The 16972-nt window shown below is 45.4% G+C and carries 14 protein-coding genes; 3 read left to right on the top strand and 11 right to left on the bottom strand.

The features are described 5' to 3' along the window. Window positions 1–159 precede the first annotated feature (159 nt). From trmH to R7R24_RS11645, 11 genes are all read right to left on the bottom strand, one after another. On the bottom strand, window positions 160–843 hold the full coding sequence (gene trmH, locus R7R24_RS11695; RefSeq protein ID WP_017820702.1) for a tRNA (guanosine(18)-2'-O)-methyltransferase TrmH: 684 nt from the start codon (window positions 841–843) through the stop codon (window positions 160–162). 52 nt (window positions 844–895) lie between these two features. Further along, the gene (gene spoT / locus R7R24_RS11690; protein WP_005379340.1) at window positions 896–3016 is read right to left on the bottom strand and encodes a bifunctional GTP diphosphokinase/guanosine-3',5'-bis pyrophosphate 3'-pyrophosphohydrolase; all 2121 of its coding nucleotides are present in this window, start codon (window positions 3014–3016) and stop codon (window positions 896–898) included. Between the two features lie 39 nt (window positions 3017–3055). Further along, window positions 3056–3328, bottom strand: a complete 273-nt coding sequence (rpoZ, locus tag R7R24_RS11685; RefSeq protein WP_005379346.1) for a DNA-directed RNA polymerase subunit omega — start codon at window positions 3326–3328, stop codon at window positions 3056–3058. 181 nt (window positions 3329–3509) lie between these two features. Next, window positions 3510–4133 (bottom strand): guanylate kinase, encoded by a 624-nt coding sequence (gmk, locus tag R7R24_RS11680; RefSeq protein WP_005379347.1) that lies wholly within the window; start codon window positions 4131–4133, stop codon window positions 3510–3512. Between the two features lie 448 nt (window positions 4134–4581). Beyond that, window positions 4582–5805 (bottom strand): tetratricopeptide repeat protein, encoded by a 1224-nt coding sequence (locus tag R7R24_RS11675; RefSeq protein WP_054579406.1) that lies wholly within the window; start codon window positions 5803–5805, stop codon window positions 4582–4584. 9 nt (window positions 5806–5814) lie between these two features. Next, on the bottom strand, window positions 5815–6447 hold the full coding sequence (locus R7R24_RS11670) for an energy transducer TonB (protein WP_005379353.1): 633 nt from the start codon (window positions 6445–6447) through the stop codon (window positions 5815–5817). Between the two features lie 4 nt (window positions 6448–6451). Beyond that, the gene (locus R7R24_RS11665; RefSeq protein WP_005379359.1) at window positions 6452–6859 is read right to left on the bottom strand and encodes an ExbD/TolR family protein; all 408 of its coding nucleotides are present in this window, start codon (window positions 6857–6859) and stop codon (window positions 6452–6454) included. Between the two features lie 25 nt (window positions 6860–6884). Further along, window positions 6885–7412 (bottom strand): MotA/TolQ/ExbB proton channel family protein, encoded by a 528-nt coding sequence (locus R7R24_RS11660; protein ID WP_005379363.1) that lies wholly within the window; start codon window positions 7410–7412, stop codon window positions 6885–6887. A gap of 9 nt (window positions 7413–7421) precedes the next feature. Next, window positions 7422–8783 carry a MotA/TolQ/ExbB proton channel family protein gene (locus R7R24_RS11655; RefSeq protein WP_017634999.1) on the bottom strand — a complete coding sequence of 454 codons (1362 nt, stop codon included), beginning with the start codon at window positions 8781–8783 and terminating at the stop codon, window positions 7422–7424. A gap of 3 nt (window positions 8784–8786) precedes the next feature. Beyond that, on the bottom strand, window positions 8787–9551 hold the full coding sequence (locus tag R7R24_RS11650) for a DUF3450 domain-containing protein (RefSeq protein WP_047103763.1): 765 nt from the start codon (window positions 9549–9551) through the stop codon (window positions 8787–8789). Between the two features lie 65 nt (window positions 9552–9616). Beyond that, window positions 9617–12217, bottom strand: coding sequence for a TonB-dependent receptor plug domain-containing protein (locus R7R24_RS11645; protein ID WP_017634998.1), 2601 nt, complete (start codon window positions 12215–12217; stop codon window positions 9617–9619). Window positions 12218–13037: 820 nt separating this feature from the next. Between R7R24_RS11645 and R7R24_RS11640 the strand changes: the two genes are divergently transcribed. The 3 genes from R7R24_RS11640 to R7R24_RS11630 are packed head-to-tail and all read left to right on the top strand — an operon-like array spanning window position 13038 to window position 16972. After that, complete coding sequence (locus R7R24_RS11640) at window positions 13038–14063, top strand: ABC transporter permease subunit (protein WP_005384771.1); 1026 nt, start codon at window positions 13038–13040, stop codon at window positions 14061–14063. A gap of 1 nt (window position 14064) precedes the next feature. After that, window positions 14065–15108, top strand: coding sequence for an ABC transporter permease (locus R7R24_RS11635; RefSeq protein ID WP_005379369.1), 1044 nt, complete (start codon window positions 14065–14067; stop codon window positions 15106–15108). Between the two features lie 37 nt (window positions 15109–15145). After that, window positions 15146–16972, top strand: a complete 1827-nt coding sequence (locus R7R24_RS11630) for an extracellular solute-binding protein (RefSeq protein WP_005379370.1) — start codon at window positions 15146–15148, stop codon at window positions 16970–16972.

Below are 16972 nucleotides of genomic sequence, written 5' to 3'. Positions count from 1 at the left end.
GATTTGACTGATAACCTATCATTCCGAGGAGCTTTAGCGACATCACGATTCTATTTCCAACAAGTATGTCGCTGAAGTTAACACTATCAGCATCTGTATATTTGAGAATTAGATCCTGAACCACGCTCCTTCGCCGCCGTTCAGGATGACGAAAGTCTGTTACTTGCTTTGCATCTCTTGCCACCACGCGTCATCGGCGATGATTTGACCTTCTTCATCGAGTGGTGGGTAAACGAGCCCTTTTCGTTTCGCGACCTTTGCCAGCACTGGGTGACCACGTTCAAAGAGAATACGGTTGATTGTCTCTTTAGGCAGAGCGCTTTCTTCTCGGTCGTACATGCCTGCGGCTTCACGTTGACGTTGCGCTTCATACAAAATTACGGCACTGGCAACCGATACGTTTAGTGACTGCACCATGCCCACCATCGGGATAATAATGTCTTGATCGGCAAGCTGTTTGGCTTGCTCCGAAGCGCCAACCTTTTCGCTGCCTAAAATGATTGCCGTTGGTTTGGTGTAGTCGATTTCGCGAAAATCGACGGCGGTGTCCGAAAGATTGGTCACCAAAACCTGCATACCTTGCGCTTTGAGTTCGGTAATCGCAGTTTCAATCGAATCGTGAGTATCCACTTCAACCCAGTTACGCGCGCCAGCTGAGGTATGGCTCAGCGTACGCATTTTGTCTGGCCAAATTGCGTGAACTTTGTGTAAGCCTGTCGCGTCAGCGGTGCGGATCACAGCAGAGACGTTGTTTGGCTTATGTACTTCTTCGAGACAAAGTGTCAGATCAGTTTGGCGAGTTTTTAGGACTTGGTGAATACGGTTGTAACGTTCTAGGTTCATATTTATTGAGGTATAAAAAATCGCCACCTAACAGAGTAGGTGGCGATAGAGGTTAGTTCTTTCTGCGTCTGACTCGGGTTGCTTGAGGCATTGCCTTAATCTTACGCATGATACCAGCAAGGTGGACACGATCTTTCGTCGTCAACAGCACAGTCACAGTGTATAGACGACCATCACGTTCTTCCGTTGAAAGGCCATGAATGTTTGATCCTGTTTTCGAGATCACGTTGGTCAGTTCTGCAAGAGCACCTTGGTTGTTAAGCATGTCGACTTTAAGTTCAGCAATGAACTCTTTATCGTAGTCTTCAGACCAAGCGACAGCCATATAACGGTCTGGCTCTTTCTGATAACCACGAACGTTCGGACATGTTTCTCGGTGAACAACCAAACCACGACCAGGCGATACGTGAGCAATAATGTGATCATCTGGGATAGGATGACAACAATTTGCAAACGTCAGCAATAAGCCTTCTGCGCCACGAATCGGAAGCTTCTTCTTCGAGTCCGTTGGGATTGAACTTGTTGTCGTGAGCTCTTCGGTGTCACCAAGGAGACGACGTGCGATCACAATGCTCATCAACTCACCCAATCCAATAGCAGCCAATAAATCATCGATGCTTTCTAGGCGAAGATCATTCAAGACTTCTTGGATATTTTCTGGATAAATTGAATCAATCGAGTGACGGCCAAGTGCGTGATTAAGTAGGCGACGACCTAAAGTAATCGACTCTTCACGACGCATCGTTTTCAGTACTTGTCGAATCTTAGTGCGGGCACGAGAAGTCACGACATAGTTCAGCCATGCCGCATTCGGACGCGCACCAGGGGCACTGATAATTTCCACTGTCTGACCGTTTTTCAATGCCTTACTCAATGGGTAAGGGTTACGATCAACACGAGCACCAACACAAGAGTTGCCTACATCGGTATGTACGGCATAGGCAAAGTCGACAGCCGTTGCGCCTAAAGGTAGTTCAACGATACGACCTTTTGGTGTGAAGACGTAAATCTCATCTGGGAAAAGATCGGATTTTACGTTTTCAATGAATTCGAATGAGTTACCCGCGCTTTGTTGTAGCTCTAACAGGCTTTGCATCCAACGCTGAGCTTTCACTTGCGCAGTGGTACCAGACTTGTCGCCTTTGTCTTTGTAAGACCAGTGTGCCGCGACACCTTTGTCCGCCATTTGATCCATATCTTCAGTACGGATCTGAACTTCAACAGGTACGCCGTGTGGGCCAACCATGGAAGTGTGTAGCGATTGATAGCCGTTCGCCTTTGGTACCGCGATGTAATCTTTCATGCGACCAGGACGTGGCTTATACAAGCTGTGTACTTGGCCTAAAACGCGATAACAAGTATCAGCGGTATCAACAACGACTCGGAACGCATAGATATCCATGATGGTGTGAAAGCGCTGTTCTTTGGTTTTCATCTTGTTGTAGATAGAGAACAGGTTTTTCTCACGACCAACGACGCGAGCATTCAAGCCAAAATCTTGCAGACGGCCTTCTATTTCGCTGTGAATGCGTTGGATCATCTCTTTACGATTACCACGTGCGGCTTTAACCACTTCTTTCAGTACGCGGTAGCGGTTGGGATATAGCGCCTCAAAGCCCAACTCTTCGAGTTCGGTTTTGATATTGTGAATACCAAGACGATGAGCGAGGGGCGCGTAAATTTCTAACGTTTCACGAGCAATACGACGCTTTTTATCTGGTCGAAGCGCGCCAAGCGTACGCATGTTGTGCGTGCGGTCAGCCAGTTTGATCAGAATGACGCGGATATCTTGCACCATGGCCAGAACCATCTTACGAAAGTTCTCAGCCTGAGCCTCTTTCCTATCGCGGAATTTGAGTTTGTCCAGTTTAGATACACCATCAACCAATTCTGCGACAGTGTTGCCGAATTTCTCTTCGAGATCTTCTTTAGTTACATCACAGTCTTCAATGACGTCATGCAGCAAAGCAGCTTGGAGGGTTTCGATATCAAGGCGCATTTCGGCCAAGATACGAGCCACAGCGACAGGGTGGATGATGTATGGTTCACCGCTAGAGCGGGTTTGCCCTTCATGGGCATCTCTCGCTACCACATAAGATTGACGCAGAGCCTCAATCTGAGGCTCTGTTAGGTATTCTTGGGCAACGTCTTTGAGGCTATCGAATAGATACAAATTATAGGCCCGGGAGGTTGTTGAATTCTAAAGTCAGAATTAACGGTTGTGAGCGATGCTGCTTACTGCCGCTAGCTCTGCCGCTTCTTGCTCTTGCTGTTCTTGACGTTCACGAGCGTCTAGAACTTCTTTAGTAATTAAACCTTCTTCGATTTCGCGTAGAGCGATAACCGTTGGCTTATCGTTCTCTTCTGGCACTAGTGCATCTTTACCGCCAGTTTGCATTTGACGAGCGCGGCGAGCCGCAATCAGTACTAGGTCGAAACGGTTGCCAACTTTTTCAACAGCGTCTTGAACAGTTACGCGTGCCATGAGGACTCCAAATAGTTAACTAAAATTTTAGAATGACGAGAAAGTATACAACCTAACTACTTTATTTACTAGCAATTAGACAAGCCACCGTTTGTGGACTTTCTCAGGTAGTTTATTGTGTTTTTCGCACTGGGCAAAAAACGGGAAATTCTTTATGTTTTACAGCGTGACTTTTTTGAAGTTACTCTGCTAACAACGCGTCAAGCATACCTTTATATTTAGCAGCTTGCTTTTCTTCCTTCAATCTTTCAGCACGCAAGATAGCTTTAAAATCCATCAAAGCGGTATCAAAATCGTCGTTTACGATCACGTAGTCGTACTCGTTGTAATGAGAGATTTCCGACTTGGCTTCAGCCATACGCTTTGCGATCACTTCATCGCTATCTTGACCACGAGTGTTCAAGCGACGCTCTAACTCACCGTTTGATGGTGGCAGGATGAAGATGCTTTTGGCTTCTGGCATTTGTTCACGGATTTGGCGTGCGCCTTGCCAGTCGATATCTAGAAAAACGTCGATACCTTTATTTAGTGTTTCTTCAATCCATACACGAGATGTGCCGTAATAATTACCAAACACTTCTGCGTATTCTAGGAAGTCACCTTTAGCGATCAGGGCTTCAAACTCATCTTTCGCTACAAAATGGTAGTGGACACCATTTTCTTCACCAGGTCGCATGTTGCGCGTGGTGTGAGACACAGACACTTTCATTGCGTAGGTTGGGTTGCGTTCCAACATCGCTGAGATCAAGCTAGATTTACCTGCGCCGCTAGGTGCAGATACGATATAGAGAGTACCTTTGCCCATTGTACTGTTCCACTTTTGATTGGATTGATTGAGTGCCGAAGGAAAGTTCGACATTCTTATAACGATAGCACTGGCATTGAGAAATCAACCACCAAAGGGGTGGATATTGGTGATAATCCCGCCAGAAAAATGGAGGCGAAGAGTATCATGATCTCTATTTTGTTACCAGTTGATCTTTCTGTCTGTGATCGTCCCAGATGAAATAGTTACTTACGCCAGAGTGTTCCTAAACAGCGAAGAAGGAGCGTGGTACAGGACTTACCATCCGCGCACTCTGTTATTAAAACCATTTCTACAACCGTTTAGTGTGCTGATTTTAGGTTTAGAGTCCCGATTTGGCTTGCGTGAGTGACTCTGGTTAAAAATAGGGGTTAATAAAGATAAAACGGAAAAAAGGGGAAGCTTTCACTTCCCCAGGCGTGCGACTGACTCACACTTAATCTTCGAATTATCCTTGAGACTCTAGGAAATTTATCCAAGGGCTAACGGTTGACCTGAATTTTGGCGATTGAGCAGCGCCTTTCATCGCCTGCAAGGCCTTTTGTGGTTGCTTAAGCTCGAAATAGGCCATCCCGCGAATGTATTCAAGTTCTGCCTTTTGCTCTTTAGAGGCACTGGATGCCGCGCTTTCTACAAAACGAGTTGCTTCAGAATACTGCTTGTCTTGTATCATTAAGCGAGCAATCTGAATTTGCGTTTTAGCAGAAGGAGCGAGGTTATATGACTTTTTATAAGCGAGAATTGATTTATCTAGCTCTTTAGCTTGCTGCCAGAAACTGGCTAGGCGGTCATAGTTTTCCTTCGTCTTTTCAATGTTTCCAGCTGCCATTTCCTTTTCAAGAGTTTTGGCTGCTTTATATGGAATACCTTGATAAGCCAAGAAGTTTACAAAGCGTAAATATTCCTTCTCTCCTTCTAGTTTCCCCATTTTGTAAACCATTTCTAGGGTGGCTAGAGAGTTTCGCTCTTGACCTAGCTCCATGTAGACACCAGAAAGTTGCATCCAGTAACGCTTTTTCTGAGGGTACTTTGAAGTCAGAGTTTTGAGTACACTGGCAACGCTTTTCAGCTGGCCTAACTCGTAGTGAGATGCAACGAGAATTAAGTACCAAGACTCACTTGGGCTCTTGCTCATCGCGATGGCTTTTTTGGTTGGCGGGATTGCATTTCTGTAATCTTCCAACTGAACATAGGCGCTCGCTAACGTGATATAAGCATGAGCTTGAGGCTTCTCTTTGGTTGTTTCTGCAACCTTGAACCATTCCTTCATCGTTTTTACAGATAACGTATACTTTTCTTCAGCTAGGTAAAGCTGAGCCAAGCTGTAGCGAACTTGTTGAGCAACAGGAACGGGAAGTGCGTCGAGCTGTAATGCTTCGGCAAAGTATTTTGCTGCTTGCACATAATTGTCTTGTAGCGAATACAAAAAGCCAGTCTGCTGAAGTAAAACTGCTCGGTCGTATTTTTTCGAACTTGTGCTTTCTAAAGCGCTTGCTAGTTTTTCTTTCGCTGCTGAATATTTTTCAGTTGCGATCAACTCTTGCACTTTGTTAACGGTTCGAAATGTCCGATCTGATAACTGAGGAGCTTCTTTTGCCATCGTAGGAGCGGCCATTGCCACTCCTACGAAGAGAATTAAAGAAGCCACTTTGCTTTTCCATAAACTTTTCATCGTGACTCCTTAATTGGTTGAGAACTCTATTTCTTGCGATAGGCGCGAGCTAACAGGTTTCCCGTCAACCAATTTTGGTTTAAATGTCCATTTAGAGACTGTTTTTCTTGCCGCTCGACCGAGGCCTAAGCGTCGTGGTTGCTCTTTAAGAACTTTGATGTCCTCTACGGCACCACGTGCGTTGACAGTAAACTCTAATAAGACGACCCCTTTTTCTATTCCTGCTTTCGCAGCTTTCCTAGGCATTTGAGGTTGGAATGTCGCTAGAGGTGTTGGACCTCCGCTACCCGCGAGTTGCGCACCTCCACCCTGGCTATAATGTCCAAGCACCGAACCACCTGTAACATTTACGGGTAGGTCAAGCTTTGGCATATCCATTGGGGTCTGCTCCATCACCGGTTTTACTGTCGCTGTCACTTTCATTTCTGGCGGCGGCGGCGGACGCTTAGGCGGTGGTGGCTTTGGAAGTTCGCGTTTTTTCTCCTGTATTTTTTCGTCTGGTTTAATGCGAATAAACTCGACCATACGCAGGTCATCATTCGACACTAACTCGTGGCGCTCTTTGTTTACTAGCTTGTCCATCCCCCAGAACAACCCGAGGGAGACAATGAGCGCCAGTGCAATTGAGGCCAGATACCGCATAAGCTTAATCCTTATTGGTTGCGGCAATGGAGATGCTTTCTACACCTGCCATTTTGATCTGGTCCATAACCTTCACGACTACGCCAGCATTTGCTTCTGTGTCGGCTTGGATAACAACTGCGCCATCAGGGCTTTCTGCACGAAGACGTTCAATATTCGCGCGAACCGCGTCCACTTCGATGCGGCGTTTATCAACCCAAACATCACCCGCCGCACCAACTGCGACCATGATGTTACCTTTTTTCACGGTTTGCGCAGAGCTTGCCGTCGGGCGGTTTACTTCTAGACCAGCTTCTTTTACGAACGATGTTGTTACGATAAAGAAGATCAACATGATGAATACGATGTCGAGCATCGGTGTCATATCGATAGCGGTTTCATCACTGCTATCACTGCTATAGCGTCTTTTCATGACCTATACCTCTAATTCCATTTACTCAGGCAATATGCTTTAGCTTATCTTCCAGCTTTTGCGTTGTTACTTTGGCTAAATGATCAAGACGTGAACTAAAGAACAGTCCTGATAGAGAAGCCACCATCCCGGCTAACGTTGGGATTGTTGCCTTTGAGATCCCCGAGGCCATTGCTCGAGGGCTTCCTGTTCCTGTTACCGCTAAGATGTCGAATACTTGGATCATGCCAACAACGGTGCCGAGCAAACCCAGTAAGGGACAAAGCGCAATCAACACTTTCACGATTGGCAGGCCCTTTTTATTCTCAATGTCCTGACGAGAAACAATTTCTTGTCGGATCATCTTAGCGTTCCAGCTCTGGTGCTCTGATCGCCCCTGCCATGAGCCAACGGCTTTTTTCATGGCTTTTGGAGCGACGGCAGCAAAATAGAACCAACGTTCTAACAATACTGCCCAAAGCATAAAGCTGAGGATGAAGATGGCGACGAGTACATCGCCACCCATTCCCAAGAAGCGCCTAATTGATTCAAGTTCTCCAACTAACCACCACATAACGCCTCCTTAGCTTTCGGCTTTATGTAGTTTTTCCTGATAGCGAGCGATGAAGCCTGCACTCTGTTCTTCAAGAGTTTGAACCAAACGACGACCTTTACTGTGTACGATGGTGTACAGGAACAGTAGAGGAATTGCGACAACCAGACCAAGCATCGTAGTAACAAGTGCTTCAGAGATACCGCCAGCCATTAGCTTAGGATCACCTGTACCAAATAGTGTGATTGCTTGGAACGTACCGATCATACCCATAACCGTACCCAGTAGACCTAGAAGTGGTGCTACAGAAGCGAACAGTTTGATTGAGCTGATAAAGCGTTCAATGCTCGGTGCGTTACGTAGGATGATTTCGTCCAGTTTCGCTTCCAGATCTTCAAGGTTGTCACCTTTGTGTTCTTGGTAAGCTTGGATAACTTCACCCAGAGGGTTACCAGGAATCACGGTTTCTGATTTCGCTTGCTTACGCATTTTACCGCCAATCACTTGAAGGCGTAGGAAGCAAACTAGAGCAATGATAGCGCCAACTGCACCCATACCAAGGATGACGTAACCTACAATGCCACCTTGATCAATACGTTCTTGAACGGTTGGGCTTTGTACAAGTAGAGACAGAATTACACCACGGGATGGGTCAATAAACAGTGGCTCATAGCTGTTTGACGCTGACTCAAAGCCTGCAACATGACGTGTAATATTGGTGCGAGGTTGTCGAGAGAGTTCTTCGAACTTACCTGTTTGAGGTACATAAGTAACGTACTTACCATCGGCAATCGCGTTAAATTCACCGACAAGAGTAACATCGCGAACCGCTTCTTTACCTTCGCCATAAACAACCGTTGCTTGGGTTGTTGCTGTCTCGCCTGAGGCAACCACTTGTTGAAGAATAGTATGCCAGAATGCTTCTAGCTCTTGCGTTGATGGCAGTTCTTTACTTTCAGCCAGTTTCGTTAGTAGCGCGTCACGCTCTGGGAACTGAACTGCGTTTTGAGAGGCTGCAAATAAGCCCTTAAACTCGCCCGCATATTGGCGGACCACACCAAACATTTCGCCCAAAGTACCAGAGCGAACACGTAAGGTTTCTGTTAGTTCAGTCAGCTGCTTATCGTTTTCATCAAATGTCGCTTTAAGTTGATCGCCCAGTGCTTGCTGTGAAGCTAGCTCTTCACGAGCCTGTTGCAATAATGCTGCTTGCTTATCTCGGTTGTTCTTGAACTCAGCTTCACGGGCTTTGTTCTCTTTTGACTCAACGATGCTTTCTGATTTTACGTTTTTGAGTAGTTCAGATAGGTTTTTAGGCGTTTCTGCTTGTACGCCTGAAGCCATAAATAAGCTCGCTAGTAGACCAGCGGCTAGAGTTTTGAATCCTTTCATCTCTTATTCCTCCCCAGCATATACAGGCAATTTGATTAGCGCTGGTGGCGCTTGCTTCTTCGCGATACGAAGGCCTTGCTGTACCGCTATGCGGTAGCTTTCCGGTAATGTTTCCCATTGACGTGTTTGTTGGTTCCACATACCTGTCTCACCACCGTCTGGAGATTGGAATAAAAGCGCCGTGCGACCAATACGTAGGAAATCGTAAGTCACGGTTTCCCCATTTCTATCTAGGCTAGCTTTGTAAGATTCAATTGAGCGAGAGAAGCCTTCTTCAATTTGGTAGGCTTCCATCACTTTACGGAATTTCTCAGAAGTCGTTACGTCGGCGCGATCCATGAGACGACGCAGTTCTTGGACACGTTTATTACGTTCTTTTTTCTGGAAAGGCAGATCGAGAGTCACAAACTCATCGAGTGCATCGATCATTTTAAGTGTTAGTGGCACTACTTCTGTTGCCGTTTGATCGATCTGAGCAATTTGGTTATTTAATGAGTCCAATTCACTTTGCTGTGATTGAACCATACGGTTAATTTGCTCGTTGTAGACTTTCATGCTGTCGATTTGACGTAGTAAGCCTTTGTATTCTGCCAACATGCCTTCAGTACTTTCGGCATAATTGTCGATTTTTTGTTGCGAAGCTTCTGAAGATTGATTTGCTTTTGCTTGTGTGGAAACGACAGCACCAGAGTTGGCCGCTATAGAGCTACTACTGATAGTAAGCAATGCTGCAGCTATGGCACTGAGACCAAATTCCTTGAATTTCATGGTTGCATCCTTGTCAGTGTTTTAGTCAGTCGAAAAGGGCGCGGAAAACCCGCGCCAAATATTTTTTAGAAGTCGTATGATGCCTCGACGTATAGTTGACGTCCGATTGGATCGTCATACCCAGTTGCATAGAATGGAGAGGTATCGCTTAGAGGATCTGCAGGCGGTACTTTGTCAAACATGTTGATAGCACCAAGAGTTACACGACCACTCTCGTTGAATTGGTAAGAAGCCGTTAGGTTCCACGTTGTCATACTAGCGATTTCTGCTTTGTAACCCGCTTTTTTAGCAGAATCACAGTCATCAAAGTAGTAACGGTTTGCGTAGCTTGAACACATACGGTCGCGGTATTTACCAAATAGGTTGATAGCGACATCTTCATATGCCCAGCCAAGATTTAACGTTGCGGTGTATTCAGGCATGAAATCTCTTTCATCCGTTACAGGCTCGCTGTCGTTTTCTTGATATTCAGCAATCAAGATCTTCGTTACAGCAACACGCGTGTTAAATGAGCCGAACTCATTAGTGTCGTATGCGTATTTGATCGCTAGGTCAATACCAGAACGCTCTTCATACGACTGGTTCACTGGACCATAGGATACCGACTTGATGGTGCCATCTGGGTTACGAACGACTTCAGTACCTGGGTATTTACCTGGATCGTTAATTACGTCTTGGTAAGTTGGTGCTGTTACGACGTCTTCCATCTTGATGTGGTACCAGTCAACGGTTACACCAAGATCATCCACAGGCTCCCACGCTAGACCCAAGTTAATGTTTGTACTTGTTTCTTCTTTCAGCTCTGAGTTAGGTCCATTAAGCGTATCGAAGTACTGAGTATCACACTCTGGGTACTTGTCTTTATCTTGTGGGCCGCTACCACCAGCGTTGGCACAAAGCACAGGGTCAAAACCAGAACCAAAGCCTCGAGTTTGATCACCAAATAGTCGCTTCAAGTCTGGAGCTCGGAAGCCTAGACCGTAGCTACCACGTAGCAATAGGGTGTCAGTAGGACGGTATGCTAGGGCTACTTTAGGAGTGAATGCGCCGCCAGTTGCCGAGTCGTCGAAGTAGTGGTCGTAACGACCAGCGACAGTCATTTCTAAATCTTCAATGATAGGAATAAGAGCTTCAACACCAAGACCAATCTGATCGCGGTCACCGCCGCCTGATGTTCCACCTAGACCAGAGAAACCACCAGCTGCTGTTGTAGCATCAATCGTCTCATTGTAGTCAGTACGGTTCCATTCACCATAAACAGCAAAGCCAGACATACCTGCAGGAAGTTCAACCAAATCACCAGCCAGTGAGCCGTTAACAGAGTAAAGCTTTGAGTAAGCTTCTTTGCTTGAAGTGCCGCTGTATTTGTCTACAACGTCTTGTGAGATAGGCCCTAGAAGATCGACATCACCATTTTGTACAGCTTGGTCGAGAGTTAGAAAGATTGCTGGGTTGCTTGTTTCAACGCTTTGCTCAGAGTAACCAGCGGATAGGTCCCAATCATACGTATCAGCAAGCAGGCCGTTCAAGCCTAAGGTTAAGCCAAAAGAATCGGCTTCAGTGTTACTTTCGCGTGGTCCAAATTCGACCATACGGCGAGTGTATTCGCCTTCGCCGCGGAAGTGAGTGGCATCAACTTCAACGCTGTAAGGGTTAGGTTCGAATTCAGATTCTGTAGACTTGTAGCCAAAACGGGCTTCTGCCATGGCAGTGACATTGTCGTTAATGTCCATTTCACCACGTAAAAGTAGGTCTACTTGTTTGTTTTCTGGTTTTAATGTTCGGTATGCAGAGCGGTTAACACCACACTTTCCATCCGCTCGTTCAATCGCGGCATCACCAACGACTTCTTTACATGAAGAACCAGCATCAGCTGGTGTTAGAAGTGTTCCGTTGGCGCCTTCAAAGTTTGCACCGTAGCTAGAGTAGCCACTTAGCTGAGAACGGCTAGAACCGTCATCGCCAGCCCAATCATCTCGGTCAGATTGCTTTAGCATTTCGTTGCCCGCAAATTGGCCAACGAAGAGAATACGTTTGTCGTCAAAGTTTTTGCCAGCTACAACGTCTAAACGACCATTTTGGTAACCACCATCCGTCGCGTCACCCGCGCGTACTTTTACAGAAACGCCATCAAAGTCTTTCTTTAAAATGAAGTTTACGACACCACCGATTGCGTCGGAGCCGTAGATAGCAGAACCTGAGTCGGTCATTACTTCAACACGCTCAATAGCGGCGACAGGGATTTGGCCGATATCTTGGAAGTTAGATGTACCATCTTGTGCTAGCGGGTATTGAGGAAGACGACGGCCATCAATAAGAATCAATGTGCGTGACGCGCCAAGGCCACGTAAGTTGACTGACTGCGCTGCTGGTGTAAACGAGAAAGAGTCTGTTTGAGCCATTACACCACCTGTGTTTTGGGTCAAACTGTTCAATACGTCTTGCGCGCTGTTAAAGCCTTTAGACTCAATGTCTTTACTATTAATAACAGTAACTGGTGAAGGACCTTCCATATCCGTCGTGGAGATACGCGAACCAGTAACTTTCATCTTTTGAAGTTTTTCAACTTGCTGCTCTTCTGCCAGTGCTGTTGCTGGGGCTGCAACTGCTGCTGTCCCCAAAGCAAGGCTTATCGCAACAGATAAAGCGGTTGTGTTTTTATACATCCTTGTTGCTCCGATTATTATTATTTCCTATGTCTGGCCGCATAGCGGCCAAATGTGACGTTAATATTTCGTTAACGTTCGGCCAATGTATAACCGAGATGAAAAAAGGAAGTCAAACCAGTGGTAAACGGGGATGCTTAAATGTAAAAAAGATGTAAATAACCAGGCTTTATTTAAAAGGCGGAATAAAAAACCGAATAAGGTTTATGAGTCGAGATTAAATTTCAATAAAACACCGTATTTTGTGTTTCTTATAAACTTTAATGACTTATCTTGCCTATGGTTTTTTAGTGGGTAATTGAATCTGGAAAAAGATATTTTTCCAGTGAATTGTTCTGAGATGAGTTTTATATCGAATCCATACTTTGTTAGCTCGAACTTATTAGGTGGTATCAAAATATGATACCCATTGCGGTTAAAGGGCTCACTCGTATTTTTAGGTCAAATATAACCTTGGATTATGTGTCTATTTATGTGTGTAGGGTGCATTTTTATGTAGGGTTTTGGCTCTAAACAGCCTAGATTGATATTCTGTATGAATTATTTTTGTGGTTTTTTATAATTTTTTACAAAAACATTTCTGTTTTTCGACATCGAAGGAAGTTTGTCATGTTTTGGTTTCAAACACTTGAAGCTGATGTGGATTCAAGATAAATATGACGCTGAAATTATTGCAGTAGTAGAAAAGTCTAGCTCTTGAGGCGCAGGGAGTGTGCTTCAACAGTTTTAGTTACTACGAGATAAATATGCACCATTTTGGGCGGAAAATATCCTCTTTCACTCCGTTTGAACTGGACAGTAGACAAGGAGCAAGTTGTATATGCTGTCGTACTTTTTACGCCGTTTGGCGTTGGTTATCCCAACGTTTCTCGGGATAACTATTCTCATCTTTGCTATCACTCGTTTCGTGCCTGGCGGACCTGTTGAACGCATGTTGTCACAAATGCAGTCTCAGGGAGATGGCGCCGCATCAATGACGTCTGCGGGTGGTAATACGGCCCTTTCTGACGATCAAATCGCGGAGCTGAATGCGTTTTATGGCCTGGATAAACCTGTAACGGAAGCGTACGTCGAGTGGTTAAGTCGTTTGGTAATGCTAGATCTTGGCGAGTCGACGCGTTACTACGAGCCTGTCTCGGATATGATCGCAGAGCGTTTGCCAGTGTCGTTGTTTTATGGCGGCATGACCTTCTTTATTAGTTATTTTATCTCGATTCCTCTTGGTTACTATAAGGCGCTCAAGCACGGTTCTGTGTTTGATTCCGCCTCTTCAGTACTCATTTTCGTAGGCTACGCGCTACCAGGTTATGTGGTGGGTGTATTGCTGATCACGTTATTTAGTTATCACTTGGAATGGTTTCCGATGGGAGGCTTTGTCGGCGATGACTTCGACGATTACGAAACCTTCTTTGAACGCGCTAAAGACATTATGTGGCATGCGGTGTTGCCTTTGATCTGTTACCTCATTGGTGATTTTGCCACGCTGACGATGACAATGAAAAATAACCTGATGGAAAACCTTTCCTCAGATTACATCCGCACCGCAATTGCGAAAGGATTACCTTTCAAAAAAGCAGTTCGTAAGCACGCGTTGCGTAACAGCTTAATTCCGATCGCGAGTCACTTTGGTAACTCTTTGTTGTTCTTCATGACCGGTGCCTTCCTGATTGAAGTTATCTTCAATATTGATGGCATTGGCTTATTGGGTTACGAATCAATCATGGAGCGTGATTACCCTGTTGTTATGGGTATTGTCGCCATTAATGCGCTGTTGCTGCTCATTGGTAACATTATTTCAGATATTTGTGTTGCTTTAGTCGACCCACGTGTGAAGTTTGGAGCGTAACATGATTAAAGTTAGTCCATTAACTCAAAAGAAAATTCGTCACTTTAAAGAGATCAAACGAGGCTATTGGTCGTTTGTTGCTCTTTCTATTATGTTGATCCTTTCTCTATTCGCCGAACTTTTGATTAACAGTAAAGCGCTAGTCGTCAAGTACGATGGTAGCTACTATTTTCCTGTTGTCAGTGACGTACGTTTAGGTAGCGAATTCGGCCAAGAGTCATCCAGCGAAGCGGATTATCGCGTACTGCAAAAAGCGTTTGAGGCCGAAGGGGGCGACAACTTTGTTATTTTGCCGCTTGTGCCATGGAACCCATATGAACAAGATTTTAGTGGTGATTTCCCGCCAACAGCACCTAGCGCCGAAAATAAGCATTATTTAGGTACAGATGTGATAGGTCGCGATATTTTGGCGCGACTCGTCTACGGATTCAGAACGGCGATGGGATTTGCGTTGCTTACGATGGCCATTTCCTACGCGATCGGTACTGCAGTCGGTTGTGCTATGGGTTTTTGGGGCGGTAAATTTGACTTGTTTGTACAGCGACTTATCGAAATCTGGTCAATGGTCCCGTTTTTGTACGTCATTATGATTCTTGTTTCAATCGTTCAACCGACGTTTGCTCTCTTTGTCGCTATTAACGTGCTTTTCACTTGGATGGGGATGACATGGTACATGCGGACCATGACCTATAAAGAAGCGGCACGAGAATATGTAATGGCGGCTCGTGCTTTAGGGGCATCGACCGGACGTATCTTGTTTAATCACATCTTGCCAAATACGATGGTGATGATTGTAACCCTAGCGCCTTTCACTATTGCAGCTAACATCACAGCACTGACTGCTCTCGATTACCTAGGATTAGGCTTGATGCCACCAACGCCAAGTTGGGGTGAACTACTGCAACAAGGTAAGTCAAACTTAGATTCGCCATGGATTGTTGCGTCAGTAGTGACTTCTATTGTTCTGGTTCTGGTAATGGTGACCTTTATTGGTGAAGCCATTCGAGCGGCTTTCGACCCGAAAAAATTCACACGCTATGTTTAAGCGAGCATTGTGAGCAAAACATAAAAAGGGAAGTTTTATGAAGAAATTATTTTTAGCGTCCACGCTGAGCGCCCTGAGTTTTGGTGCAATGTCAGCAACGCTTCCGACTGACTTAAACTGGCAAACAAACTGGGATGAGCCTCAATATGGTTCGCCAGAAGCGAAACGTGGAGGGACTTATCGCACCTTTATGTCAAGTTTCCCGCAGACGTTACGTAGTGTTGGCCCAGATGCTAATGCAGGGCTACGTTCTTTTATCTTAGATGAAACACCAGGCTTGGTGGTCCGCCACCCAGATACTTTAGAGTTCATACCTGAGCTTGCTAACGAGTGGGCGTTAGCAGGTGACAACAAAACGGTCTATTTTAAACTCAACCCTGAAGCCAAATGGTCGGACGGCAAACCTGTGACTGCCGACGATTTCGTGTTCATGCTGAAGTTTTATCGTTCCAAAGACATCTTGGAACCTTGGTACAACGATTACTACAACAAAACGATTGCGGATGTTATCAAGTACGACACTCACACGTTTGCTGTTAAGGCGGCGAAAGAGTTCAATCCGGAAGAATTGCTGTTACGAATGGGGGCTCTGCGCCCACGTCCCGCACATTTTTATGCTAACCCTTCAAAAGATGAAAATGGTGACGGTATACATGACAACTTTGTCCGCTACTACAATTTTAAAAGTGAACCAACGACCAGTGCATACTACCTAGATGACATTAAAAAAGGTAAAAGTGTTACCTTCAAGCATGTCGGTGAAGACTGGTGGGGTTACAGCAATAAGTATTATCAACATCGCTATAATGTCGACAAAATCCGCATCACAGTGATTCGCGACAGTGATATCGCGATGAAGCACTTTGAGAAAGGGAAGCTGGACGCATTTGGTCTTGTTTTACCAAGCTTATGGCATGATAAATCGAATACGGAACCTTACCAAAAGGGATACATTCAAAAGTTCTGGGGTTACAACCAATTTCCAGTTGGGGCTGGTGGTGTATGGATGAACACCGCGATGCCTTTGCTGGATGATTTAAACATTCGCAAGGGCATTACTTACGCGATTGACTTTGATGGCATGATAGAGAATGTCATGCGTGGCGACTATTCCCGTAAACCGAACCCGACCGGTTATGGTCATGGTAAATACACCCTACCAGATGCTAAGGCACCGAAGTTTGATCCCGCAAAAGCGGCCGAGGCATTCGAAGCGGCAGGCTTTAACAAAATTGGTCCTGATGGTATTCGTGTCAATGATAAAGGTGAGCGCTTAAGCTTCGAGCTGACCTACGGAACACCTGTTCATACTCCTCGTATTGCCTTTTTGCGTGAGCAAGCCAAGCTAGCAGGGCTGGATATTGAGCTCAAGTTAGTTGATGGCTCATCCATGTTCAAATACGTACGTGAGAAAAAGCACGATTTGGCTTTCTTAGATATGGGTACGTCTGAGATCCCAACGTATTGGGAGTATTTCCATTCAGTTAATGCGAACAAGCCGCAAACTAACTCTTTCACAAACTACAGCACGCCTGAACTGGATGAAAAGATCATCGAGTATCGTTTTGGCATGGATATGGATAAAAAGATCCAGCTAGGTCATGAGATTCAGCGTGACATCATTGATGCTCACGTTATCGTCCCAGGCTACATGGTTCCTTATGTCCGCTATGGTCACTGGCGCTGGTTAAAGTTTCCAGATAAGCCAATGAATCGCATGACAGAGGCGCTGTTCAGTGGTGCAATCATAGGCGATGGCACTTACTGGATTGATAGTGATATCAAAAAAGAAACGAAACAAGCGATGAAGTCAGGCAAAGCTTTTGAACCTGTTGTTGTCGTAGATGACACTTATAAGCTGTAA

It is taken from the genome of Vibrio sp. 704 (assembly GCF_033339295.1).
Note: the sequence above shows the minus strand (reverse complement) of the source record. Positions and strands in the feature narration are given on the sequence as shown.

Bases quoted from the DNA above. Each gene is read 5' to 3' on its own strand.
- trmH (WP_017820702.1), bottom strand. From the start codon at position 843: ATGAACCTAGAACGTTACAACCGTATTCACCAAGTCCTAAAAACTCGC.
- R7R24_RS11635 (WP_005379369.1), top strand. From the start codon at position 14,065: ATGATTAAAGTTAGTCCATTAACTCAAAAGAAAATTCGTCACTTTAAA.
- R7R24_RS11630 (WP_005379370.1), top strand. From the start codon at position 15,146: ATGAAGAAATTATTTTTAGCGTCCACGCTGAGCGCCCTGAGTTTTGGT.
- R7R24_RS11640 (WP_005384771.1), top strand. From the start codon at position 13,038: ATGCTGTCGTACTTTTTACGCCGTTTGGCGTTGGTTATCCCAACGTTT.
- gmk (WP_005379347.1), bottom strand. From the start codon at position 4,133: ATGGGCAAAGGTACTCTCTATATCGTATCTGCACCTAGCGGCGCAGGT.
- R7R24_RS11670 (WP_005379353.1), bottom strand. From the start codon at position 6,447: ATGCGGTATCTGGCCTCAATTGCACTGGCGCTCATTGTCTCCCTCGGG.
- R7R24_RS11655 (WP_017634999.1), bottom strand. From the start codon at position 8,783: ATGAAAGGATTCAAAACTCTAGCCGCTGGTCTACTAGCGAGCTTATTT.
- R7R24_RS11650 (WP_047103763.1), bottom strand. From the start codon at position 9,551: ATGAAATTCAAGGAATTTGGTCTCAGTGCCATAGCTGCAGCATTGCTT.
- R7R24_RS11675 (WP_054579406.1), bottom strand. From the start codon at position 5,805: ATGAAAAGTTTATGGAAAAGCAAAGTGGCTTCTTTAATTCTCTTCGTA.
- R7R24_RS11645 (WP_017634998.1), bottom strand. From the start codon at position 12,217: ATGTATAAAAACACAACCGCTTTATCTGTTGCGATAAGCCTTGCTTTG.
- rpoZ (WP_005379346.1), bottom strand. From the start codon at position 3,328: ATGGCACGCGTAACTGTTCAAGACGCTGTTGAAAAAGTTGGCAACCGT.
- R7R24_RS11660 (WP_005379363.1), bottom strand. From the start codon at position 7,412: ATGTGGTGGTTAGTTGGAGAACTTGAATCAATTAGGCGCTTCTTGGGA.
- R7R24_RS11665 (WP_005379359.1), bottom strand. From the start codon at position 6,859: ATGAAAAGACGCTATAGCAGTGATAGCAGTGATGAAACCGCTATCGAT.